The sequence below is a fragment of the Halococcus saccharolyticus DSM 5350 genome (genome assembly GCF_000336915.1).
Lineage (GTDB): Archaea > Halobacteriota > Halobacteria > Halobacteriales > Halococcaceae > Halococcus > Halococcus saccharolyticus.
On the sequence record NZ_AOMD01000033.1, the window covers coordinates 1 to 21,079 of the forward strand.

Below are 21,079 nucleotides of genomic sequence, written 5' to 3' on the forward strand. Positions count from 1 at the left end.
GGAGTTCGCTCTCAGAGCCGATCCGCTCGGTATCCTCTTCGCACTGCTGGCAAGTCTGCTGTGGCTCGTGACGAGCTTTTACAGCATCGGCTACATGCGTGGGTTGTCCGAACACCACCAGACCCGGTACTTCGCGGCGTTCGCGGGCAGTGTCTCCGCAGCGATCGGGGTCGCGTTCGCTGCCAACCTCCTCGTTCTCTTCGTCTTCTACGAGTTGCTCACGGTGGCGACCTACCCGCTCGTCGCACACGACGAGACCGCCGAGGCACGAGCAGCCGGTCGGAAGTATCTCGCGTACACCTTCGGGGGCGGCGTCGCGGTGCTTGCCGGAGCGCTACTGGTGTTCTGGGCCACCGGAACCACGGCGTTCACACCCGGGGGCATCGCCGCCCTCGCTAGTGCCGATCCGGTGGTGGCTCGCGCCGCGTTCGGTCTCCTGGCCGCGGGATTCGGCGTGAAAGCTGCGCTCATGCCGCTCCACTCGTGGCTCCCCGACGCGATGGTCGCCCCGACGCCCGTCTCGGGACTCCTGCACGCGGTTGCAGTCGTCAAATCGGGCGTGTTCGGCATCGCACGCGTCATCCTCGACGTGTACGGTCCCGACCTGGCCGCTAGCCTCGGCGTGGGAATCGCACTGGCAGCCGTCGCCACGTTCACACTCGTCGTCGCGAGCGTCATCGCACTCCGCCAGGACAACCTCAAGCGGCGGCTCGCGTTTTCGACGGTGAGTCAACTGTCCTACATCGTCCTCGGGTTGGCTGTCCTCAACCCGTTGTCGCTCGTTGGCGGCCTCCTGCACATCCCGGCACACGCGTTCATGAAACTCACCCTGTTCTTCTGCGCGGGGGCGATCCACGTCGAGACCCACACAGACGACATCAGCAACATGGCCGGTATCGGGCGGCGGATGCCGCTGACGATGGTCGCCTTCGGCGTGGCGTCGCTGGGAATGGCAGGCATTCCACTGGTTGCCGGATTCGTCAGCAAGTACTTCTTGCTCATCGGAACCATCTCGGCCGGGGACATCGTGTTCACGGCTGCGTTGCTCGTTTCGGGTGTTCTCAACATCGCGTACTTCTGGCCCGTCGTCTACACCGCGTTCTTCGAGTCTCCGGGAACAGCCGACGAGAAGCCCGTCGTTGAGAACAGCCTCGGCGGCTGGTTCGGCGGACACGACACCGCTACGGACGGCGGGGAGAGACAGACCGACCCCCAGCCCGACACCAACAGTGCTCCTGCAGAGGCCGAACGCGACGACCACGGCTACGCGGAGACACACGAGGGACAGGGCGCTGCGGACGACAGGGAGGCCGCCGAACACATCCGCCCCGAACACGGCGACGACGCCGCTCTGGCGTGGGAACACCGTCGCTGGAACGGCGAAGAGTCGACGTGGTTCATGCTGGGGCCGATTCTGTTTGCGATGACCGGTTCGATAGTCCTCGGTGTCGTCCCCGATACCGCCGTCTTCCTGCAGATCGTGCGCCTGATCGTCGAGAACGTGACGGGGGTGGTCGTCTGATGGTCGACCCCGTCGTCCCGCCGTTCGTGCCGGTCCTGTTGGCTGCTGCGGTGCTCCCGTTCCTCGGGCGGCGCGCCGGTCACGTGCTGGGTATCATCGCCACGGGCGTCGTCGTGCCGTACGTCTGGCTGACAGCCGGCGGTCAGCACCTCCAGGTGCTGCTGTTCGGATTCGAGGCAGTGCTGTACAACGTCGATCCGTTCTCGACGTTGATGGGGCTGATCTTCGGGTTCATCGGCGCAGTGGCCGTCCTCTACTCGTGGTACACCGAGGCGTCGTCACTCCAGACCGCGTTGGCACTCTCGTACGTCGGGACGAGTCTCGGTGCCGTCTTTGGCGGCGACTGGCTGACGTTGATCTTCTTCTGGGAGCTCATGGCGGTCACCAGCACGCTGCTCGTCTGGCACTACGGCGGCCGAGCGGTGCGTGCAGGATTTAGATACGCGCTGTTGCACGGTCTCGGTGGGACGCTCCTGCTGGGCGCTGTCGTCTGGCACTACGTGGAGGTCGGCTCGTTCCTGTTCTCGGCCGCGCCGGGCGGGATGGCCGGGGGGGTCGCCCCCGTCCTCGCTGCGGTCGGCATCGGGGTCAACGTCGGGTTCATCGGTCTTCACGCGTGGCTCCCGGACACGTATCCGCGCCCACACGTCGCCGCGAGCATCTTCCTGTGCGTGTTCACGACGAAGACCGGGGTCTACGGGATGTACCGCGCCTTCCCCGACGGCAACGTCGCCATCGCCTACATGGGTGGGCTGATGGCCGTCTTCGGCGCGACCTACGCGCTCTTCCAGAACGACATGCGCCGTCTCCTGTCGTATCACATCCAGTCACAGGTCGGCTACATGGTCGCCGGCGTCGGCATCGGGACGGCACTCGGTCAGGCCGGTGCGATGGCTCACGTTTTCAACCACATCCTCTACAAGGCGCTGCTGTTCATGACCGCCGGCGTCGTCATCTACCGGACCGGCAAGGAGAGTCTGAAGAAACTCGGCGGGCTCGGTCGCGAGATGCCCGTGACGGCAGCCGCGTTCACCGTCGCTGCACTCTCTATCGCGGGGTTCCCGCTCTTCAATGGCTTCGTCAGCAAGGGAATCATCATCTCGGCGAGCCACTACGACTTCCCAGCGGGTCCCGTCGCACTCGGTGACTTCCACACTCTAGAGGTGTTGTTGCTCCTCGGCGGTGTCGGTACCTTCCTCTCGTTCATCAAGTTCGGCTACTACGCGTTCTTCCACGGCGAGTACGACGATAGTGTCGCCGACGCCAACCGTGGCCAGACCGTCGCGATGGTCTCACTCGCCGTGCTCTGTATCTTCTACGGCATCTTCGACGGTGCACTGTTCGCCTTGCTCCCCTTCGACGTGACCGACGCGTCCGTCGTCTCGAACGTGTACGTGACCTACACGGTCGATCACGTCGTGGAGGGAGTGGTGCTCGCCGCAATCGGTCTCGTCGGCTTCGTGCTCATCAAGAAGCCACTGTCGTCGATCAGTCACGTTCCCGACATCGACAGTCTGTACAACCCGGCGGCGCTGTACGGGACGCGTGCGATCGTCGTCGGCATTACGGAGTTGTACGCCGTCGTTGACCGGACGGCTGCGACAGCAACAGGTCTCGTCGGCGACATACTGAGAGATCCAGAAGCAGTCCTAGAACGATTCACGGGGCGAGATAGTATCCAGCTGAGAGTGGATATTGGCACGAGCGTTGCGCTTGTGACGCTCGTTATCGTCGGTGTCCTCGTACTGATGTTCGCCTGATCCCGGACCAGACTGTCGATCGGTAGGGAGGACCACGAGACCGTGAATCCAATCCTACGGCGACACAGTTCCACGCTCAACAGGAACGGCAACTCTCACGCGGCGTGAGTGGAACCGCTCCAATTTGGGTCAGAGATGGGTATCGATTCGGAACGATCCGGGCGAATGTTCGGAATAGGCCTTTGACGACCCCGATCGATCGAATGACCGGTGGAACCACCAATGGCTTCCGAAGATACAATCGCCGAACGCATCGAAGCGGGCGAGAGCTTCGCCGACCTCGGTGAGTTCGAGTTCGACAACACAGCCCACGAACAGGACGATATCGATCGTGAGAACGAGACGACACAGGGCCTGCTTACTCGTGTTGGCAGCGCCTTGGATCGGCGATCGTTCATGAGCAACACGGCGAAAGCGGGTGTCACGGCGGTTGCGCTCGGCACGCTCGGTGCCGGCACCGCGGCAGCTGACCACCAGCCGCCCGTCTATGGTCTCACGCTCGTCCCCTCCAAGCAGGACAAAAACGAGAAGGACGCGAACATGGAACACGCGGTCGCGTTGGTCGCCGTCGAGGACGGCACCGCGAACGCGCTCGTCCCGGTCGATCTCGACTCGGGTGCGATCTACACCGATCGGAGCAGCAGGATCGACGGTGTGAGCGGCGACACCCTGCTCGTCGGGATCGATTACCGCCCGTCCGACGGCAAGCTCTACGCACTCGGTGAGGACGGCACCCTCTACACCATCGGGATGCCGAGCAAATCCGGAGATTCGGTCTCAGCCAATACTGTGGGGTCGGCGGACTACCCCGATACGGATCTCATCGACGGTATCGGATTCGACTTCAACCCGGTCGCGGACGCGATTCGGGTCGTGACGACCGACAGCGACAGTTTCGTCACGAGCGCCGACGACGGCTCGATCGTCCGGCAGGACCCCGATACGTTCTACATGGACGGCGACGACAACGCCGGCACCGCCCCACAGCTCAGCGCCGCGGGGTACACCAACAGCGTCGCGGACCCGAGCGATACGACGCTGTACGATATCGACAGCAATCTCGACGTGCTCGTCCAGCAGGACGCGAATCCGGACTCGGACACCACCAGCGGACTGATCACCATCGGCGACCTCGGGATCGATGCCAACGCCGTCAACGGCTTCGACATCTCCGGCACCGACGGAGCCGCCTACGCGCTGATCGCCGTCGACGGTGAGACCAAACTCTACCGCATCGATCTCGAAGTCGGCTCGGCGATGCCCGTTGCCAAGGAGGACGACAAAGGCGACGCGAATGGCATGGGTGACATGGGCGACGTCACCGACGTCGACATCCTGAACTTCGCGCTGGCGCTCGAACACCTCGAAGCCGCCTACTACAACGAGTTCCTCGACGAGTACTCCGAGAGCGACGTCGAGAACGCCGACGCCATCGGCAAGCAGTTCGCGAATCCGAAGCTCCGGTACGCGACCTTCCAGGAGATCAGTTCGGTTCGCGATCACGAGGAGGCCCACGTCGAGGCGCTCACCCAGACGATTCAGGATCTCGGCGGCACGCCGGTCGAACCCGCCGAGTACGAGTTCCCGTACTCGAACCTCGAGGAGTTCGTCAAGTTCTCCGCCCGCGTCGAGGCGGTCGGCACGTCGGCGTACGCCGGTGCGGGACCGCTCATCGAAAACGACGACGTGGTCGCAGCGGCGCTGTCGATCCACTCGGTCGAGGCGCGCCACACCAGCTACTTCAGGGCGCTCATTCCCGGCAGTTCGATGCCGAACGCCTTCGACATGGCACGCAACATGGACCAGGTGCTCGGTATCGTCAACCCGCTGATCGTCTCCGAGTAGTCACCTTTCTACGATTTTTATCTCGGCGCTCAGCGAGCTTTTCTCGGCTGACGCCGCCGTCGTTCGTCGCTCAGCGGTCCAATGGCGAGTCGAAGGAGACAGCCAGCTAGCGGTCGTCATCCCCACAAAACGAGCCTGACGGGCTCAGTTCAGCGTCCAGATCGCGTAGTTCAACGCCGTGGCGAAGGTGACCCACGCGAGATACGGTACTAGCAGGGCGGCGGCGCGGCGATCGACGCGCGAGAACGCGATCATGGTGGCGACGATCGCGACCCACAGCGGCACGATCACGGCGAGTCCGAGGATCGGAGATTCGAGCCCGAAGAAGGCGGGCGACCACGAGAGATTGAGCACGAACTGAACGGTGAACAATCCGAGCGCGATTCGAACGATACGGCGGTCGAGACCAGCGCGCCAGATCAACCACGCGGCGACGCCCTGGAGGGCGTAGAGCAGCGTCCAGACAGGACCAAACACCCAGCTCGGTGGGGTGAAACCCGGCTTGTCGAGAGTCGCGTACCACGTCTCGATCTGCGGGGCCGTGATCAGCCCGCCCGCCGCACCGAGCACGACGCAGGCCCCGACGACGCCCGCAATCGTGACGAGTGGTCGACGTTCGGGGAGCGCGAGCCGCCCGTCGTGGGTGGTCGACATGGGTCGTCTACGCGGGCCGAGCAGTTAGTGCTACCGTCGGGCTGGGTCACGGCTACACTCGCGAAACCGTTCGGTGAGACGACGAATCGGCGCTCCGTGAACGGTACGCAACTGTTTTAGGCGAACGCGGGTATGACGGGATACCATGAGTACGCTCGAAGCCGAGTACCGACTGGAGTACTTCGAGGAGGAGGGGTTCACCAGAAAGGAGTGTCCCGACTGTGGCGATTTCTTCTGGACACGCGACGGGGATCGCGAGACCTGTGGCGAGCCGCCCTGTGCGGAGTACGCGTTCATCGGGAACCCGAGCCTCGACGAGGAGCAGAGTCTGGAGGAGATGCGCGAGGCGTTTCTCTCCTTTTTCGAGGATCACGATCACGAGCGGATCGAGCCGTATCCGGTGGCCGCGAACCGCTGGCGCGACGACGTGCTGCTGACACAGGCGTCGATCTACGACTTCCAGCCGCTCGTAACCTCCGGCGAGACGCCGCCACCGGCGAACCCCCTCACTATCAGCCAGCCCTGTATCCGGATGCAGGACATCGACAACGTCGGGAAAACCGGCCGTCACACGATGGCGTTCGAGATGATGGCCCACCACGCGTTCAACGCGCGCGAGGACCTCGACGATCCCGACCAGTACGCCTACGAGGGTGAGGTCTACTGGAAGGATCAAACCGTACGGTACTGTGACGAGTTCTTCGCGGCGATGGGTGTCGACATCGAGGAGATCACGTATATCGAGGACCCGTGGGTCGGCGGCGGCAACGCCGGGCCCGCGATCGAGGTCATCTACCGAGGTGTCGAACTCGCCACGCTCGTGTTCATGTCGATGGAGCAAGACCCCGACGGCGAGTACGAGTTGAAAGACGGCAACACCTACTCGCCGATGGACACCTACATCGTCGATACGGGCTACGGCCTCGAACGCTGGACGTGGGTTTCCCAGGGCACGCCCACCGTGTACGAGGCGATCTACCCCGACATGATCTCGTTTCTGAAGGAAAACGCCGGGATCGATCACACCGACGAGGAGGAGGAGATCGTCACCCGGGCGGCGACGCTCGCGGGGCACATGGACATCGACGAGGCCGAGGACGCAGAACGCGCCCGCGGGACGATCGCCGAACAGATCGGCGTCGACGTCGACGAACTCCGCGAGCTGCTCGAACCGCTCGAAGCCATCTACGCCATCGCGGATCACTGCCGGACGCTGGCGTACATGCTCGGCGACGAGATCGTGCCCTCGAACGTCGGGACGGGGTATCTCGCGCGGATGGTGCTCCGACGCACGAAACGTCTGTGCGATACGGTGGGCGTGGACGCACCGCTCGACGAACTGGTGGACATGCAGGCCGAGCGGCTGGACTACGAAAACCGGGACACAGTGCGGGATATCGTCCGAACCGAGGTCGAGAAGTACCGCGAGACGCTGGAGCGCGGTGGGCGACGGGTCCGCCAGCTCGCCGAAGAGTACGCCGAACGCGACGAGGCGATCCCCACCGATGAACTGATCGAGCTGTACGACTCGCATGGTATTCAGCCCGACATGGTCGCCGAGATCGCCCACGAGAAGGGTGCCGAGGTATCGGTGCCCGACGACTTCTACAGCCTCGTGGCCGAACGACACGGTGACGAAGGGGTGGACGAGACGGCAGAGGCGGCGGTCGACGATCGAATCGCCGACCTCCCCGAAACCGAACGGCTCTACTACGACGATCAGGAGCGTACGGAGTTCGAGGCGATGGTGCTTGACACCTTCGAGCGCGACGACGGCGGGTACGACGTGGTGCTCGACCGCACGCTCTTCTACCCGGAGGGCGGCGGTCAGCCCGCCGACACCGGGTCGCTGTCGACCGACGACGTGACCGTGGAAGTCGAGGACGTCCAGCGCGAGGGCGACGTGATCGTCCATCACGCCGACGGCGATCCCGGCACTGGTGAGTTCGTCCGTGGTCGGATCGACGGCGGACGACGGCAGCAGCTCATGCGCAATCACACTGCGACCCACATCGTGATTCACGCCGCGCGACAGGTGCTCGGCGACCACATCCGTCAGGCCGGCGCACAGAAAGGTGTCGAGCGTTCACGGATCGACGTCCGCCACTACGATCGGATCGATCGTGAGCAGGCAAAGGCGATCGAACACCGCGCCAACGCGATCGTCCGGGAGAACGTCTCGGTCACCGCGGAGTGGCCCGACCGCCACGACGCCGAGGACGAGTACGGGTTCGATCTCTACCAGGGAGGGATCCCACCTGGCGAGCGGATTCGACTGATCCACGTCGCCGACGACGTCCAGGCCTGTGGGGGGACCCACGTCGCTCGTACCGGGGACATCGGTACGATCAAGCTCCTGAACACCGAGCGCGTCCAGGACGGCGTCGAGCGGCTCGCGTTCGCGGCGGGCGAGGCAGCGATCGAAGCGACACAGGACACCGAGGACGCACTCTCGGGGGCGGCCGAGGCCTTCGACGTCACGCCGAGCGAGGTGCCCGAGACCGCCGAGCGCTTCTTCACCGAGTGGAAGGAACGCGGCAAACGCATCGAGGATCTCGAGGCCCAGCTCGCCGAAGCGCGCGCAGCTGGTGACGTCGGCGAGGAGGTCGACCTCGGTGATGCGACGGCCGTGATCCAACGGATGGACGCCGATCCCGACGAGCTCCAGGCGACCGCGACTGCGATCGTCGAGAGCGGTGATGTCGCCGTCGTCGGGAGTGGGGCCGACGGCGCGCAGTTCGTCGTCGCCGTCCCGGACGGCGTTGGGATCGACGCGGGCGACGTCGTCGGCGAACTGGCTGCACGGGTCGGCGGCGGCGGTGGCGGCCCACCGGATTTCGCCCAGGGTGGCGGACCCCAGACCGAGGAGTTGGACACAGCGCTCGAGGCGGCTCCAGACGTGCTTCGCCAAGTGCTGAACGCCTGAGACGGTTGAAACCGGATTTCTGTGATCGAGTACGTGCCCAGTAGCGACACCGCCTCGGCCGCTCGTCGACCACAGTATCGTTCTTTCGAGGGAGTACCGCTCAGCACTATCGGGACTGAAAGAGGGACGCAGACCGGTCGATAAACTATTTATCGCGATACAAAATCTCCTGATCGGCCGTGAGGTTCGGCGCTTGCGTATCTACAAACCGTCCGATCGCACGAATTGGATTTTTGAGCGATCTGGAGCGGTCGGTGTAACCGACCCCACCCTCAGACGCCGACGCTGGTAACGACGAGTCGAATCCCGATGACGATCAGCATGACCAACACGAATCCGTCGATGAATCGCTCCGGCAGCAGGTGGCGGATCCGCTGGCCGCTCGCCACGCCAACGAGTCCGACGAGTGCCGCACCGACCGAAAGCCACACGAGCGCCCCCGAACCGTAGAGATCGAGCACCCATGCCGCGCCGACGCGGATCGACGAAATCCCGAGGAAAATCAGGGCGAGCACACCCACGAAGATCGACCGGTCGAGGTCGAGGCTGTCGAGATAGGCCACCATCGAGACACCGACGTTACTCGCCCCGAAGATCAGCCCGCTACCGAAGCCGATTCCGAGTTGGGCGGTCGGGTGCTGTTCGAAGGTATTCGACGTGACATACCGCCTGCCCGGAATCGGGACCACGTCCTGTGTGAACACGACGTAGCCTACCGTGAACACACCGAGCGCAAACGTGAGCAGCGCGGTCGGAATCCACTGAAGGATGGCCATCCCCACGACGGTTCCAACGGTGGCCGCAACGATGAACGGCAGAAATCGACGTCCACAGGTCCGTAACTGGTCACGACTGAGTTCGCGCACGAGAGGGATGTTCGAAACGAACACGGGGATGATCATGAGGACGACAGCCTGCTGTGGTTCGAGGACGGCTGCCGATCCGACCGTCCCGATGAGCGCATAGCCGAATCCAGTCACGCCAGTAACGGCTCCGGCGAAGAACACGACGATCGCGATGGGAACGAGAACGTCCGTCGAAACGCCGAGCACCATATCGCTACAGCGTTCCTGCTTTGACGTTTGTCGATCGACCGCACGGAGAAACAGCACGATTCCAGTGAATCGTCGGCTGTAGTGCAGAGTTACCGATCGGATCGTGTTTCGGTCGAGAAGCCGATCGCTGCGTGTGGTCCGTTCCAAGACGGTTGGGTCTGGGAACCACCACAGCGACACGGAGCGGTGGCGAGATCCCGAACCCGCGGGTCGTTCGTGGCGATCCACGGTCACTCGCCGGGGTTGAAACTCCGAGCAACCCACGGACGCACTCTCCGGCGTGAATACCTCGCTTCACGTCATCGCTGACTGCAGTTTCCTCGCCGGAGTACTGATGGCTGTCTTCGTTCATCGTGGATTCGCCTCGGTTGATATCCCTACACACAGTGTCGAGGTATCTTAACACTGGGGACAGTTTGTCCGCCACACCGCAGCAAGCAGCGCCCTATCGCTGCAAACAGCGCCACATCGCACGTTTGTGACAGAAGGATATGCGATGCAGTACGGCCATAGTGAGAGCAGTGTTCCGCGAGAACACGCCTTCAAACACCAAACGATTAGTTCCACTGCGAACATCGTTCGGCAATGGCCGACGCAGACGACTCCGACCCGGAGGCAGTTCGGGATGCCATCGAGCGATCCAGAAGCGGTGCTCCGGCAGCCGGGGCGGTCGTTCGCGATCGGTTTTCCACGGACGAAGTCTTCCAGCGAATCATCGCCGAAGCCGACGAGGAAGTCACCTCCGGCAGGCGTGAACTCTTCTTCAGCGCGCTCGCCGCCGGTTTCGCCATCACCATCACGTTCTTGCTCTACTCCTCGATGACGGCCGCGACGAACGACGACCCGGTGTTGAGCGCCCTGCTGTATCCTCTCGGATTTATCTACATCATCATCGGCGGCTATCAACTCTACACGGAGAACACGCTGCCGCCTGTTGCGCTGACCCTCGAACGGCTGACGAGCATTCCGAAACTGCTACGTCACTGGCTCATCGTCCTCGCCGGCAACTTTACCGGGGGTGCGCTCGGCGCGGTTGCGCTCACGTGGGGCGGCGTGTTCTCGCCCGAAGCGGCGCAAGCGGCCTTCGACCACGCCCAGCACGGTATCGAGACGTCGGCATGGGCCCTGTTTTTCAAAGCCGTCTTCGCCGGGTTGATCGTCGCCGGCGTCGTCTGGATCGTGTACGCCTCGCGCGATACGATCTCGCGGCTCGTGGTCGTGTACATGGCCTTTCTCGCGATCCCGCTGGGCGACCTCTTTCACGTGGTCGTCTCGTTCACCGAAATGCTGTATCTGGTGTTTGCGGGAGATCTCGGTCTCACCGTCGGAATGACGCAGTTCGTCATTCCAGTGCTGCTCGGTAACACCCTCGGCGGCATCGTGTTGGTGACCGTCGTCAATTACTTCCAGACGACCGAACACCGTCTCAAATCCGCCCGGTTCGAGGGCGCTGACCGCCAGCTCTCGATACGGGAGTGGGCGCTCGGCGGTCTCGCCGGTCGTTCGTACGTTCCGATTCTCGACACCGCGGAAGGGGCCGTGCCCGACGACGCCTCTTACCGGGTACTGGTCCCGATCGGCAACCCGCGCACCGAATCCGGAATCGTCGAGCTCGCGTGCCTCCTCGCCAGCGAGCGCGCGCCCGCAACCGTTCACGCCGTCCACATCGTCCAGACGCCACAGGCGTCGATGAGCTACGACCGCGACCAGCACGAACGCATCGTCGCCGACTCCGACGAACGAATGGAATACGTGCGCGAGACCGCGGAGTCGTACGATGTTCCCTGTGAAACCTCGACGATCGTCTCCCATCGCTCGTTCGAGGAGATCTTCGATACCGCGGCGCGCGACCACGCGAACCTCGTGGTGATGGGCTGGGGGGCCGATCGACTATGGGGAGCCGCTCGCACGGAGCGCCCGCTCAACGAACTGACCGGCCAGCTCTCCAGTGACGTCCTCGTTCTCAAGGATCGGGGTCACGACGCCTCGCGGGTTCTCCTGCCGACCGCGGGCGGGCCGCCATCCGATCTGAGCGCCGAGGTCGCGCGAGCGCTCCGCTCGAGCGCCGGTTCGGACATCACGCTGCTTCACGTCGTCGACGGTCCCGACGAGCGCGAGGCTGGCGAGGAGTTCCTCGAAGACTGGGCCGCGGACCACGACCTCACCGACGCCCTGTTCACGATCGATGACTCCGGCGACGTCGAGGGAGCAATCGGTCGTGCGGCCGTGGATCACTCACTCGTGCTCATCGGGGCGACCGAGGAAGGGTTACTCTCGCGGCTCGTGACCGACTCGCTGTACTTCGACGTCGTCGACGAGGTCGATTGCTCGGTGTTGCTCGCCGAGCGGCCGGGCGGCCGCACCGTTCTCGAACGGCTGCTCGGACGGCCGTGACTGCTGTCCCAAACGTTGTCGAAATCGATCCGGAACTTCCCAATTTGTTGCTAGATCGGTGATTCCATCCGTGATGAGCACGAACGGAGGAATGAACGTCGGGCACCGCTGTCGCTGGAGTCAGTTTCAGACACGTTCATATGGCTGTTCGGGGTGTGACAAATCTGACAAACAAATCTCTGCGTGACGAGGAGAAGTGAGTAGTCCCACCAGGACTACCTTGCAAACCTTGATAATCCAAACGTGTTTCCGGGGGTGTATGGTCGACGCCACCGACGTCCAGGGCTACCGAGACAAGTACGACGGTCAGATGGAGCGGCTCGACGAGGCCGACATCGACGATCGCGATCGCGACGCCATCGAGCGCTTCATCGTCCACTGCCGGACCAACGACTCCGACATCGACTCGCTGGGGACTGTCGTCGGTCACCTGAATCGACTCCGCCTCTCCGCCGAGCGCTCCCCGACACCGCTGGTCGAGCTCGGGAGCGTCGACGACGTCAACGCGTTCAAGCTCCACCTCGAGGACGAGCACGGACTCTCCGAAGGCACCATCCGCAACTACACGAAGGCTATTCGGAAGTTCCTCTCCTACCGCGATCTCGACTTCGCTGACGACGTTTCGGTCGGTGCGCCGCCGAAGCGCCGTCACGATCCCGACGACGAGATCGACCAAGACGAGCTCGGTGCGCTGCTCGACGCCAGCGCGAATCCGCGAGACAAGGCCATGATCGCGCTGCTCGCCGACACCGGCCTCCGGATCGGCGCGGTGCTCTCCCTCCAGATGCAACACGTCGACGTCCAGGGCCGACGTGCGACGGTCACCATCAACGAGGACGCGAACGTCAAGGGCGACGACGGGACCAAGCCGCTCACCTGGTCGCGAGGATATCTCGCGAACTGGATCGATGTCCACCCGCGGCCCGGCGATCCTGACGCCGCCCTGATCCACAAGCTGCGCCAGTGGAACGAGGATGACGACGCTGCACTCATCCAGCAGTACGCCGGCCGGATCATCACCGAGACCGCCGGCCGTGCCGGACTCGATCCCGACCGCATCGAGGCCCGGCTGTTCCGCTCGACCACGATCTCTCAGTGGATTCGCGACGACATGGGCGAGCAGGCGATCAAACACCGCACCGGCTGGGAGAAGGACTCCCGGATGTTCGAAGTCTACTCGCGCGTCACCGACGAGGAGATGAACGACGTCGTCTTCGATCACTACGGAATCGACGCCGCCGACGGCGGGGGTGAATCGGGCCCACCGCTCGAAGAGTGTCCGCAATGCCGGACACCGCTGCGCGGTGGCGAAGCGTTCTGCCCGGGGTGTGCTGCGCCGATCTCCTCGAGTGCGAGCGAAGCGACCGACGAGACGTCGTCGGCGCTGCGGGAGTTCATGGTCGAGGCCGACGATGCCGACGCTCGGGCGGCCGCGGCGAGTGCGGCCGAGACCGCGGAGAACGACCCCGCGTTCGCGAGCGCCTTGATCGACGAACTCGAAAAGCTCGAGTGAGCTACTCATCGTCCTCTCCCGCAGCGGTCTTGAGCGCCCGGAAGATCGCGCCGATCTCATCGTCGCGCTCGGCGAGGTCGTCGACGGTGTCGCCGTGCTCGTCGTAGACGTCCCCGGCGGACGGGCTGGCAGCGCGGCTCATCCGATCACCCGGATCCGGTAGACCGTGAGCACGGCCCCGACGGTCGCCGCGCCGATCATGATGCCACTCGCGGCCATCTCGCCGACGTGCATCGCGACGAACCCGAGCAGTGCGGCGACGATCGTCACCGCGTCCTGGGGGTGGATCTGTTGGTGAGTGTTCATCGCGAATCACCGCCGAAGCCCTTCCCTCCCGAAGGGGTGCGCTTGATCTCGGAGTCGAGCCGATAGACCGCGCCACGCTCAAGCTCTCCCTGGAGAACTTCCTCGACGTCATCCATCGTCGCACCCGAGATCTCGGCGACGCGCTCGACCAGCACCTGCCGGTCGAGGCCACCCGGCCGAGCGTCTGAGAGGACGTTCCCGATGACAGTCGGGAGGGCCGGCTGGTCGGTGCCCGTGGCTAGGCTCATGACGAATCACCATCACCAACCGCACGCTCGATCGGCACTCTCGCGAGCCGACCGGCTGGATACGCGTACTCCTTGCCGGTGTTGTGAACGCCCTCGACCGCCCGCGGGACGAACACGCAGTTGAGTACGCGGTCGTCCATCCGGACCGGCAGGTAGGGGTGGGCCTTGTAGTTCAGCAGGTCGAACCCCTCATCCTCGTAGTATGCCGGCAGCGACGGCGCGGCGACGCTGGTCACGAACAGCGGTTGTCGCGTCACCAGGTCGATCGCGACGTCGCCGGCCTCGAGCTCGCGGTAGTGGTCGGCGGCGTTCGTGGCAAGCGTCTCGCGGGCGTCGCGGACGGCGTCGTCGAAGGTGTTGTCGATCGCGCCCTCTGGTTCCGATTCGTTCTCGCGATCGACGTCGTCGCGTGGATCCTCGTCGGATGTCTCGGACATGCGAGATTTTCCGCCGTCGGTCATTAGCACCCCGATGTCGACGTGTTCGGCCCAGTGCCGCGACGCGATCTGCTTCGCGTGCTCGGCGATCAAGTGCGTTTTCAGCGGGTGGGCTTCGGGACGTGTCACCTCACAAAACTCGCACTTGTACTCGTCCGGATCATCGATATCGCCGAGGTCTTGGATGGGCTGGCCGCCGTCGGTCATGGCCTCCTCCTCGTTGCCGTCGTCGTGGTCACCGTGAACGTAGATCCGGACCTCCTGCGGACGAACGACCGCGTGCCCGTCGTCACGCTCGTACTCACCACACGCGTCGGGCGAGAACGGCGTGCCGTCGTCGGCGTGGATCGCCTCCGCCGCCGCGAGGATGTTCCCGCAAGCAGGACAGTAGCTCGCGTCGAGGTCCGTCATGCGCCCTCACCACCCTCTCGACCGCGGACGATCCACATCCCGTGGCGCTCGGTCTCGCCGCGTTCGATCACGAACTCGTTGGGTTGTTCCACCTCGCCGTCGACGACCTCTGCGAAGAACTGTCCGATCCGCCGCGAATCGATGCCGGTCGCCTCGGCGATCGCGTACGATTTTACGCGGATCGCATCGCCATCCCACTCGTACCGATCGCGGTAGCGTTCGCGGAGCTCGTCGACGACGACCTCGCGCACGGTGGGGACACCCGCGGCCGCGTGGATCGCCGCCCAGGGGACACCCGCGCCGTTGCGATAGTCGAGGCGGTGTCGGTCGTAGGGGCCGTAGTCAGCCGCGGTCCGCGCGCTCGGTGGGTACTCGAGATCGTTGTAGGCCCGGCGGACCTGGCGGACGACGTCCTCCAGAGGAACGTCCATGTCCGTTCGAATGGGTTGGGTTTCGGCGCTCATCGTACCATCTCCAGGTACTCCTCGGTCACCGAACGCCGGACGTTGCGGATCTGCTGCACCGGCACCGATCGCGCGGTGCCGTCGAGCTCCTGAAAGTGCAGCCAGCCAGGCTCGAACCTGGTGTGCTTCGATTTCGAGACGATCGGCGTGTTGCCCTGGCCGTGGTCGTAGATCCAGACCACGTCGACCGAGTCGCCGTCGACGAACGCCATCGGATCGTCCTCGTCGATCGCCTCGATACGCTTGGGGGGTGCTTCGCCGTTGGCGCTCGGGCCGCCACACTGGTCGGCCATCACAGGCCGGCCCCCTCGTCTTCCTCGTCGTCGCTGCCGGGCCCGAACGAGGCCTCGTCGATGCAGTCGTCGATCCGACGGGTGCCCTCCTCGGTGCCACCCCAGCCGCCGCCTGGGTAGCGATCGGGGGAGAGGTCGGCTGATTTTAGTGGGTCTGGATCGTGTTTTCGGGTGCCCTGGCTTTTCTCCAGGGTAGGCTTGAACACCCTTTCGCCGTCGCTGACAGCGGGAGTCAGCAGGCGGCGAATTTTCTGTGCAAAATTCGTTAGCGTTACGACCGGATTCGTTGTGTTAGCGGGCTTAGACGCTGTGCTGTGCCCACAACACTGATATTGCCGTGGTGCGTATGTTGTCATTGCTTGAACACCTATCGTGTCGCCTCTGGCGCACACCTGGGTTAGAGGTGGTCAAGCACGCCGTCGGGCTGCATCAACAGCCCGGCACGATTCTTCCGAACCATGCGTGACGCCCTTGACAGTCATGTTCATGAAGCCGTGGGGTAAAAAGCTTCCTGTTGTGGACTGCACAATGTTTTTAGTAGAGGAACCTCTACTGAGAGTCGAGAGCAAAGTTGCCATCCGATAGTTCACGACATATATTGGAACAACGGTAGTGTTATGCCGAAACAAATACGACAGCCGGACGATATGCGCCAGCGAGCGGGGTGGATGAAACAGCACGATGACCCTATCCTGGAGTACATCCGGGACAAGGGCGCCCTCTCCCCGCTCGCACTCTCGCGTGAGGGTATCGTCGTTCGGTTGGACATCGGCAAGCAGCACGCCAGCGATCGCTGTCGTGAACTCTGGCGCTACGGGCTGCTTATCCAAGTCGACCGCGGTCTCTACCGACTTTCTGACGCTGGCGAAGCGTATCTCGACGAAGATCTCGACGCCGTCGAGCTCGAGCGCAGCGACGAGGGCGCGATCGACGAGGACTGATCCCACTTTCGCCGCGGAGTGCATGGCCGATTACGTCAACTCACTACCGGGTGATAAGCGCAGGCGGCAATCTTCCACTTCATTGATTACACCAGTTGAATAGAGCAATCTACTATCACGAGAGTGTAATTTGACGCGACGAGCGCTGCCGCAGACTGTCTTAGTGTTTTGGTGTGTGGGATTCCGGAACTTCCGGAACTCGCCGATTGCCAATTCCAACGCCGTAGCTTTAAGACAACGCCACAACAGGATTAGACGAACCATGCTCGGCAGTCAAAGTGTTCGCGGCGTCGACCTGATGGACGGTGAGGAAGTGCTCCACGTCCAGCAACCAAGATGGCGCGATTACTTTTGGAGCACGACGATCGGGATCGTGGGTATCGCAGCGTTCGGTCTCGGTCTCCTCGTCCTCTGGTGGGTCTGGCGGCAAAAGCGTGCGAAGCGTCTGGTCATCACGAACGAACGGGTGATCCAGTCCTACACCACCCGGAAGAGCAGCGAAACCACCGAGTACCCGATCCGGAACATCGACCAGCTCGAAACCAGCGGCGAGCGCCGGAGTTGGATTGGCTCGAAGAAGGGCACGATCGCTTTCTCGGCGGGCGGCGGTGGTGAGCGCGTCGAACTCACAGGGCTCCGTGACTATGACGAGATGGCGACCACCATCAGAGAACAGCAGCGCAGGATCGCCGCGCAGTAGGTCTTCAAGAACTGCTCTTCTGGCGTAGTTTTAAGATGCCCTGACAGTATTGTAAGATGGACAATGGACAGACGAAAGTACCTTTCCGCGGCGGCACTCGCGACAGTCGGGCTGGCGGGCTGCTCAGGTGACTCAGGTGGTAACAACAGTTCGAACGGCAGCGGCGGTGGATCCAACGCGACCGAAGCAGCCACAGACACCCAGGCCGCGACGGCGACTGAGGCCGAAACCGAGATGACGACGACTGCTGGCAACGTCGAGACACAGGCGGCGACCGAAGCCGAGACGGCCGCCGGCGAAGAGACCACGATGGCGAGCAACGAGACCGAGGCCATGACGACCTCGGGCGACGAGCCCACGACCGGTGGGCCCCAGACCACCGGGAGCGCGACCAATGGGAGCGCGAACGCCACCGGGAACGCGTCGGCATCGTCTTCGGGCGGGTTCTCGGAGACCTTCTCCGGCAGCGGCACCTCGACGATCGAAGACCTCCAATTGTCACCGGGCCCAGTCACCGCAGAGTTCTCGGTCGGTAGCGAAGGCTACTACTCAGTGACCCTCGTCACGCTTGAGGGCGAGTCTTACCAGGACGTCTTCCTCGTCGACGGGATCATCTCCGGCGAGGGGTCGCAGGTCAAAACTGCTGCCGTCGGCGGGGGGTACAACCTCAACGTCGAGATCGAGGGCGACTGGGAGCTCACGATCGAGCAGCCCACCGACCTCCAACCCGAATCGCTGCCGATCGATGCGAGCGGCGATGGCATGAGTTATCTCGGCCCGTTCCAGTTCGACGGTCCGACGACGTTCCAAGGGTCACACGGCGGCGATGCGAACTTCATCGTCACGGGGATCCCCACCGACCCCTCGGGGGTGCAGGCATCAATCTTTAACAAAATGGAGAACTTCGAGGGTGAGACAACCGCCCGCGTGAGCGGCACGAAGTACATCAACGTGGTAGCGAACGGCGAGTGGTCGCTCTCGTCCGGGTAGCGCCCGCGACGCCACCGACGCTACAGCCGATCGGCCACACTCCAGTCATAGGCAGAGGGCTCGTCGAGCACTTCGATCACAATCCGATCATCAGTTTGAAATCGATTGACTTTCCGGTAGGCGAACTCCAGCGCCGCCGCCTTCGTATCCTGGCCTATTTCATGGGTTCTACGGTCATCTTTCCAGACAACACCCCATCCACCGCTCGAACGGGGGTGGACCGTGACTTTGTTTGGTGATCGGCCGAACAACCCGCGGAGTTTTTCCAACATAGATGTCTTATGGTACCGAGACGCATGAGGGTGCCGGCGGCCACTTCGAATCTCAGCGCTCACGCCTCGCGGCCGCGGCAGTCTACACAGACACCGTCTTCGAGATAGATATCAAGGACGCTGTCGCCACACTCTGTACATTCCTCGGTGATGCTATCGTCACCGGCACCATCTGTTGTCATAGTTCCTGCAATACGTGCCGGGGCTATATACATTCATTCCAGTTCCTCGGCAGTCAGCGCGTCCGCACTCGCGGCGACACTGTGGACGAGGAGCCCAAGTGTCCCGAGGAGGAGTAGCCCGAGCGCTGGGCCGACAAGCCAGAGGTCGACATCGAAGAAGGCGATCGCAGCATAGCCGATGACCCACACGACCGCGCTGATCACTCCGCCGAGGAAGAGCCCCTGCCCGACGGCGAGGCTATGGTTGTCGACCACCGTCAACACCTGGCCGTTCTCTGTAGGGCGTCCCGCATCGGCGACACTCCAGGTCGAAGTACTCCGGTTCCGGTGGGTTGTGGGTTGGCGGCGGGAAGTCGTGGCCGACCAGCGCGCATACGGCGCGGCCGGTCTTCTCAGCGAGACACGCTCGGCTAGCGGACATACTCACGCCTCCTATTGTGCGTCTAAAAAGTGTTCTGTGCCGATCAATTGTTTGGTTACTTGAACATACTCGCCGGATCGTCGGGGAGATCGAGCTGGCGCTCCTCCATCGCCTTCATGTGCCAGTGTTGCACTCGCGACTGATAGAGCTGCATTGCCATCTCGTCGATCGCGTCGGTCTCGTGGTCGCGGGCGATCTCCTCGGCATCGTCGACGCTCATCTTCATGAGCTTCTTGTAGAAATCCTTCATCGGTCGCGGGGATCCTCCACAAACTCGTAGAGCCCTCGGTTCACTTTCTTGACCCAGCCCGCGTCAACGAGACTTCCGAGCGCGTCGTTCACGCGCTGCTTTTCCATATCGGTAGCCTGGCGGATTCTGAGCGGATTCGCACGATGCTCGTCTTTGAACACGGCCAACACCTCCTCCTGTTGCCCGGTGGGATCGAAGTTCTCGTTAACCACTACTGATACGCTCATAGAGTCACCACATAGTCCTTTTCGACTTCCAGAAACAAGTAGCTAACGCAGTACAATCTAATGTCCGTTACTCCGTAACGCTTATGTCACCAGGGAATTGAGTATTCACTGTAACCCGAGACCGTCGCAGGAAGACGGCCCCGCGCCTTGAACGCGGGACCACGGGTTGCGAGGCAACCCAATGTCGACTGACGCACTCGCCGCTGATGAACCCAGCGGAACGACGGAAGCATCGACCGACGACAAGCGCGTTCTCGATCTCGACGACGTCGAACCCGCGAGCGTCCCCGGCGCGACGGTGATCTTCGCACCCGCCTACGACCGGACCGACGACGGCGCAGCGCTGGAGTACGACGGCGACGTCCCGATCGCGGCGGTCGGGGTGTACTCCGGTCGCGACGCTCGCGAAGCGCTCGCCGAGCACTACGACCCGGCGAACATCGACCGGGCGTTCCGCGTGGGCGAGTGGATGGTTCGGGAGAAGCCCCAGCGGGCGACCGCGGCGGTCAGCTGCGTCGAGAGCGCTCTCGCGACCGACGGGGGCGAGGACCGATGACGCTTCGATGCACCTGCGGTTCGGGCGCGCTCGAGATCACAAGCCAGTCCTATCACGGCGACAGCGCGTTCGAATCCTACGAGTGCCAGCACTGCGGCCGCACAGGGACCCTCGATCACGACGGAGCCACGGGGAGCACCCGCCTTTCAGGGTGTCTCCAGTGACGATCGACCAGTTTTCGGCCGGGATGAAGCTCCGCGCGACGTCGACGGGCGTGATCTACCGCGTCCAGTCGGTCGGCGACGAGCGCGTGATCGCCCGCGGCCCCTGGGGGTCGACCGGCGTTGATCGCGAGGCGCTCGAGGCGGACATCGAGACGGGAACGATCGAGATCGCGTCCTGGCCGTGAACGGTCAGGGACGAACGGACTCCGACGAGACGACGGTTCGGTGGGGCGATTCTTGCTGGCGACTTACTGACCGAGAGCCCCCTCTCGTCCGATTGGTCCGCATGTCCGACGCCGACGCGCTGCGCGCAGCTGGCGATGTGGTCTGGATACCGGAGCGCTGGACCGCCGATTGCGGCGATTTGAACGCATTCGCGGTCTGTAGATTTTCCACCGTTCGGAGACGACAATGCTGCCGCTGGTCGGCTACCTACCAGGTATAACCGGCATCCTTAGAACCGCTGAGAGCGTCCCACGATCGAACTACAGATCCGACCACCGATCGTATGGCCAGCCACCACTATGCGCTACCTGGGGATGACCTCG

At 63.3% G+C, this 21,079-nt stretch carries 26 protein-coding genes; 12 read left to right on the forward strand and 14 right to left on the reverse strand.

Features of this window, described 5'->3' with window-relative positions:
- The 3 genes from C449_RS15680 to C449_RS15690 form a co-directional block, all read left to right on the forward strand.
- Nucleotides 1-1,522, forward strand: a 1,522-nt coding sequence (locus tag C449_RS15680) for a proton-conducting transporter transmembrane domain-containing protein (RefSeq protein ID WP_006079022.1), incomplete at its 5' end; no start/stop codon positions are given.
- Nucleotides 1,522-3,282, forward strand: a complete 1,761-nt coding sequence (locus tag C449_RS15685; protein WP_006079023.1) for a Na(+)/H(+) antiporter subunit D — start codon at nt 1,522-1,524, stop codon at nt 3,280-3,282. The genes C449_RS15680 and C449_RS15685, both read left to right, overlap by 1 nt.
- A gap of 222 nt (nt 3,283-3,504) precedes the next feature.
- On the forward strand, nt 3,505-5,127 hold the full coding sequence (locus tag C449_RS15690; RefSeq protein WP_006079024.1) for a DUF4394 domain-containing protein: 1,623 nt from the start codon (nt 3,505-3,507) through the stop codon (nt 5,125-5,127).
- Between the two features lie 144 nt (nt 5,128-5,271).
- Here C449_RS15690 and C449_RS15695 read toward each other — a convergent pair whose 3' ends face one another.
- Nucleotides 5,272-5,781, reverse strand: a complete 510-nt coding sequence (locus tag C449_RS15695; RefSeq protein ID WP_006079025.1) for a TspO/MBR family protein — start codon at nt 5,779-5,781, stop codon at nt 5,272-5,274.
- A gap of 145 nt (nt 5,782-5,926) precedes the next feature.
- On the opposite strand from C449_RS15695, the gene alaS reads away from it, so the two are divergent.
- The gene (gene alaS / locus C449_RS15700) at nt 5,927-8,707 is read left to right on the forward strand and encodes an alanine--tRNA ligase (RefSeq protein WP_006079026.1); all 2,781 of its coding nucleotides are present in this window, start codon (nt 5,927-5,929) and stop codon (nt 8,705-8,707) included.
- A gap of 272 nt (nt 8,708-8,979) precedes the next feature.
- Here the strand turns inward: alaS and C449_RS15705 are convergent, their stop codons facing one another.
- Nucleotides 8,980-9,762: a sulfite exporter TauE/SafE family protein gene (locus tag C449_RS15705; RefSeq protein WP_152415750.1), complete on the reverse strand. Its 783-nt coding sequence runs from the start codon at nt 9,760-9,762 to the stop codon at nt 8,980-8,982.
- A 585-nt stretch (nt 9,763-10,347) separates the two neighbouring features.
- Between C449_RS15705 and C449_RS15710 the strand changes: the two genes are divergently transcribed.
- Entirely contained in the window at nt 10,348-12,156 is a 1,809-nt protein-coding gene (locus C449_RS15710) for a formate/nitrite transporter family protein (protein ID WP_006079029.1), read from the forward strand.
- Nucleotides 12,157-12,415: 259 nt separating this feature from the next.
- Nucleotides 12,416-13,669 (forward strand): tyrosine-type recombinase/integrase, encoded by a 1,254-nt coding sequence (locus C449_RS15715; protein WP_006079030.1) that lies wholly within the window; start codon nt 12,416-12,418, stop codon nt 13,667-13,669.
- A 1-nt stretch (nt 13,670) separates the two neighbouring features.
- Here C449_RS15715 and C449_RS18155 read toward each other — a convergent pair whose 3' ends face one another.
- The 7 genes from C449_RS18155 to C449_RS15740 are packed head-to-tail and all read right to left on the reverse strand — an operon-like array spanning nt 13,671 to nt 16,034.
- Complete coding sequence (locus tag C449_RS18155; RefSeq protein ID WP_161606465.1) at nt 13,671-13,811, reverse strand: hypothetical protein; 141 nt, start codon at nt 13,809-13,811, stop codon at nt 13,671-13,673.
- Nucleotides 13,808-13,975 (reverse strand): hypothetical protein, encoded by a 168-nt coding sequence (locus C449_RS18160; protein ID WP_161606466.1) that lies wholly within the window; start codon nt 13,973-13,975, stop codon nt 13,808-13,810. Before C449_RS18160 ends, C449_RS18155 begins: the two co-directional genes overlap by 4 nt.
- Nucleotides 13,972-14,223: a hypothetical protein gene (locus tag C449_RS15720; protein ID WP_006079031.1), complete on the reverse strand. Its 252-nt coding sequence runs from the start codon at nt 14,221-14,223 to the stop codon at nt 13,972-13,974. Before C449_RS15720 ends, C449_RS18160 begins: the two co-directional genes overlap by 4 nt.
- Entirely contained in the window at nt 14,220-15,071 is an 852-nt protein-coding gene (locus C449_RS15725; protein ID WP_006079032.1) for a hypothetical protein, read from the reverse strand. Before C449_RS15725 ends, C449_RS15720 begins: the two co-directional genes overlap by 4 nt.
- Nucleotides 15,068-15,535 (reverse strand): hypothetical protein, encoded by a 468-nt coding sequence (locus C449_RS15730; RefSeq protein ID WP_241430134.1) that lies wholly within the window; start codon nt 15,533-15,535, stop codon nt 15,068-15,070. Before C449_RS15730 ends, C449_RS15725 begins: the two co-directional genes overlap by 4 nt.
- Nucleotides 15,532-15,828: a hypothetical protein gene (locus C449_RS15735; RefSeq protein WP_006079034.1), complete on the reverse strand. Its 297-nt coding sequence runs from the start codon at nt 15,826-15,828 to the stop codon at nt 15,532-15,534. Before C449_RS15735 ends, C449_RS15730 begins: the two co-directional genes overlap by 4 nt.
- Nucleotides 15,828-16,034: a hypothetical protein gene (locus C449_RS15740; protein ID WP_006079035.1), complete on the reverse strand. Its 207-nt coding sequence runs from the start codon at nt 16,032-16,034 to the stop codon at nt 15,828-15,830. Before C449_RS15740 ends, C449_RS15735 begins: the two co-directional genes overlap by 1 nt.
- 441 nt (nt 16,035-16,475) lie before the next feature.
- On the opposite strand from C449_RS15740, the gene C449_RS15745 reads away from it, so the two are divergent.
- The 3 genes from C449_RS15745 (at nt 16,476) to C449_RS15755 (ending at nt 18,459) form a co-directional block, all read left to right on the forward strand.
- Nucleotides 16,476-16,769, forward strand: coding sequence for a hypothetical protein (locus C449_RS15745; protein WP_049914369.1), 294 nt, complete (start codon nt 16,476-16,478; stop codon nt 16,767-16,769).
- A 262-nt stretch (nt 16,770-17,031) separates the two neighbouring features.
- The gene (locus tag C449_RS15750; protein WP_006079037.1) at nt 17,032-17,469 is read left to right on the forward strand and encodes a hypothetical protein; all 438 of its coding nucleotides are present in this window, start codon (nt 17,032-17,034) and stop codon (nt 17,467-17,469) included.
- 63 nt (nt 17,470-17,532) lie between these two features.
- Nucleotides 17,533-18,459: a hypothetical protein gene (locus C449_RS15755; RefSeq protein ID WP_006079038.1), complete on the forward strand. Its 927-nt coding sequence runs from the start codon at nt 17,533-17,535 to the stop codon at nt 18,457-18,459.
- Nucleotides 18,460-18,479: 20 nt separating this feature from the next.
- On the opposite strand, the gene C449_RS17945 is transcribed toward C449_RS15755, so the two are convergent.
- The 5 genes from C449_RS17945 to C449_RS15770 all read right to left on the reverse strand — a co-directional run bounded on the left by C449_RS17945 (nt 18,480) and on the right by C449_RS15770 (nt 19,796).
- Complete coding sequence (locus C449_RS17945; RefSeq protein WP_006079039.1) at nt 18,480-18,731, reverse strand: hypothetical protein; 252 nt, start codon at nt 18,729-18,731, stop codon at nt 18,480-18,482.
- Between the two features lie 59 nt (nt 18,732-18,790).
- Nucleotides 18,791-18,913 carry a hypothetical protein gene (locus C449_RS18890; RefSeq protein ID WP_275039178.1) on the reverse strand — a complete coding sequence of 41 codons (123 nt, stop codon included), beginning with the start codon at nt 18,911-18,913 and terminating at the stop codon, nt 18,791-18,793.
- A gap of 33 nt (nt 18,914-18,946) precedes the next feature.
- Nucleotides 18,947-19,168 (reverse strand): hypothetical protein, encoded by a 222-nt coding sequence (locus C449_RS15760; protein WP_152415751.1) that lies wholly within the window; start codon nt 19,166-19,168, stop codon nt 18,947-18,949.
- Nucleotides 19,169-19,389: 221 nt separating this feature from the next.
- On the reverse strand, nt 19,390-19,584 hold the full coding sequence (locus tag C449_RS15765; protein WP_006079041.1) for a hypothetical protein: 195 nt from the start codon (nt 19,582-19,584) through the stop codon (nt 19,390-19,392).
- On the reverse strand, nt 19,581-19,796 hold the full coding sequence (locus tag C449_RS15770; protein WP_152415752.1) for a MarR family transcriptional regulator: 216 nt from the start codon (nt 19,794-19,796) through the stop codon (nt 19,581-19,583). The genes C449_RS15765 and C449_RS15770 overlap by 4 nt, the downstream gene beginning before the upstream one ends.
- Nucleotides 19,797-19,992: 196 nt before the next feature.
- On the opposite strand from C449_RS15770, the gene C449_RS15775 reads away from it, so the two are divergent.
- Genes C449_RS15775 through C449_RS15780 form a run of 3 tightly spaced genes read left to right on the forward strand, consistent with a single transcriptional unit; the run spans nt 19,993 to nt 20,716 of the window.
- A complete protein-coding gene (locus C449_RS15775) occupies nt 19,993-20,367 on the forward strand; it encodes a hypothetical protein (RefSeq protein WP_006079043.1) in 375 nt (124 codons plus the stop codon).
- Complete coding sequence (locus C449_RS18415; protein WP_169316473.1) at nt 20,364-20,531, forward strand: hypothetical protein; 168 nt, start codon at nt 20,364-20,366, stop codon at nt 20,529-20,531. Before C449_RS15775 ends, C449_RS18415 begins: the two co-directional genes overlap by 4 nt.
- Nucleotides 20,528-20,716, forward strand: a complete 189-nt coding sequence (locus C449_RS15780) for a hypothetical protein (RefSeq protein ID WP_049914371.1) — start codon at nt 20,528-20,530, stop codon at nt 20,714-20,716. The genes C449_RS18415 and C449_RS15780 overlap by 4 nt, the downstream gene beginning before the upstream one ends.
- Nucleotides 20,717-21,079: the final 363 nt, after the last annotated feature.

What these genes read in the sequence shown, in the direction of transcription:
- C449_RS15690 (WP_006079024.1), top strand. Translation starts at nt 3,505, where the DNA reads ATGGCTTCCGAAGATACAATCGCCGAACGCATCGAAGCGGGCGAGAGC.
- C449_RS18415 (WP_169316473.1), top strand. Translation starts at nt 20,364, where the DNA reads ATGACGCTTCGATGCACCTGCGGTTCGGGCGCGCTCGAGATCACAAGC.
- C449_RS15720 (WP_006079031.1), bottom strand. Translation starts at nt 14,223, where the DNA reads ATGAGCCTAGCCACGGGCACCGACCAGCCGGCCCTCCCGACTGTCATC.
- C449_RS17945 (WP_006079039.1), bottom strand. Translation starts at nt 18,731, where the DNA reads ATGTTGGAAAAACTCCGCGGGTTGTTCGGCCGATCACCAAACAAAGTC.
- C449_RS18160 (WP_161606466.1), bottom strand. Translation starts at nt 13,975, where the DNA reads ATGAACACTCACCAACAGATCCACCCCCAGGACGCGGTGACGATCGTC.
- C449_RS15750 (WP_006079037.1), top strand. Translation starts at nt 17,032, where the DNA reads ATGCTCGGCAGTCAAAGTGTTCGCGGCGTCGACCTGATGGACGGTGAG.
- C449_RS18155 (WP_161606465.1), bottom strand. Translation starts at nt 13,811, where the DNA reads ATGAGCCGCGCTGCCAGCCCGTCCGCCGGGGACGTCTACGACGAGCAC.
- C449_RS15725 (WP_006079032.1), bottom strand. Translation starts at nt 15,071, where the DNA reads ATGACGGACCTCGACGCGAGCTACTGTCCTGCTTGCGGGAACATCCTC.
- C449_RS15745 (WP_049914369.1), top strand. Translation starts at nt 16,476, where the DNA reads ATGCGCCAGCGAGCGGGGTGGATGAAACAGCACGATGACCCTATCCTG.
- C449_RS15755 (WP_006079038.1), top strand. Translation starts at nt 17,533, where the DNA reads ATGGACAGACGAAAGTACCTTTCCGCGGCGGCACTCGCGACAGTCGGG.
- C449_RS15695 (WP_006079025.1), bottom strand. Translation starts at nt 5,781, where the DNA reads ATGTCGACCACCCACGACGGGCGGCTCGCGCTCCCCGAACGTCGACCA.
- C449_RS15685 (WP_006079023.1), top strand. Translation starts at nt 1,522, where the DNA reads ATGGTCGACCCCGTCGTCCCGCCGTTCGTGCCGGTCCTGTTGGCTGCT.
- C449_RS15705 (WP_152415750.1), bottom strand. Translation starts at nt 9,762, where the DNA reads ATGGTGCTCGGCGTTTCGACGGACGTTCTCGTTCCCATCGCGATCGTC.
- C449_RS15715 (WP_006079030.1), top strand. Translation starts at nt 12,416, where the DNA reads ATGGTCGACGCCACCGACGTCCAGGGCTACCGAGACAAGTACGACGGT.
- C449_RS15710 (WP_006079029.1), top strand. Translation starts at nt 10,348, where the DNA reads ATGGCCGACGCAGACGACTCCGACCCGGAGGCAGTTCGGGATGCCATC.
- C449_RS15730 (WP_241430134.1), bottom strand. Translation starts at nt 15,535, where the DNA reads ATGAGCGCCGAAACCCAACCCATTCGAACGGACATGGACGTTCCTCTG.
- C449_RS15775 (WP_006079043.1), top strand. Translation starts at nt 19,993, where the DNA reads ATGTCGACTGACGCACTCGCCGCTGATGAACCCAGCGGAACGACGGAA.
- C449_RS18890 (WP_275039178.1), bottom strand. Translation starts at nt 18,913, where the DNA reads ATGACAACAGATGGTGCCGGTGACGATAGCATCACCGAGGAATGTACA.
- alaS (WP_006079026.1), top strand. Translation starts at nt 5,927, where the DNA reads ATGAGTACGCTCGAAGCCGAGTACCGACTGGAGTACTTCGAGGAGGAG.
- C449_RS15735 (WP_006079034.1), bottom strand. Translation starts at nt 15,828, where the DNA reads ATGGCCGACCAGTGTGGCGGCCCGAGCGCCAACGGCGAAGCACCCCCC.
- C449_RS15765 (WP_006079041.1), bottom strand. Translation starts at nt 19,584, where the DNA reads ATGAAGGATTTCTACAAGAAGCTCATGAAGATGAGCGTCGACGATGCC.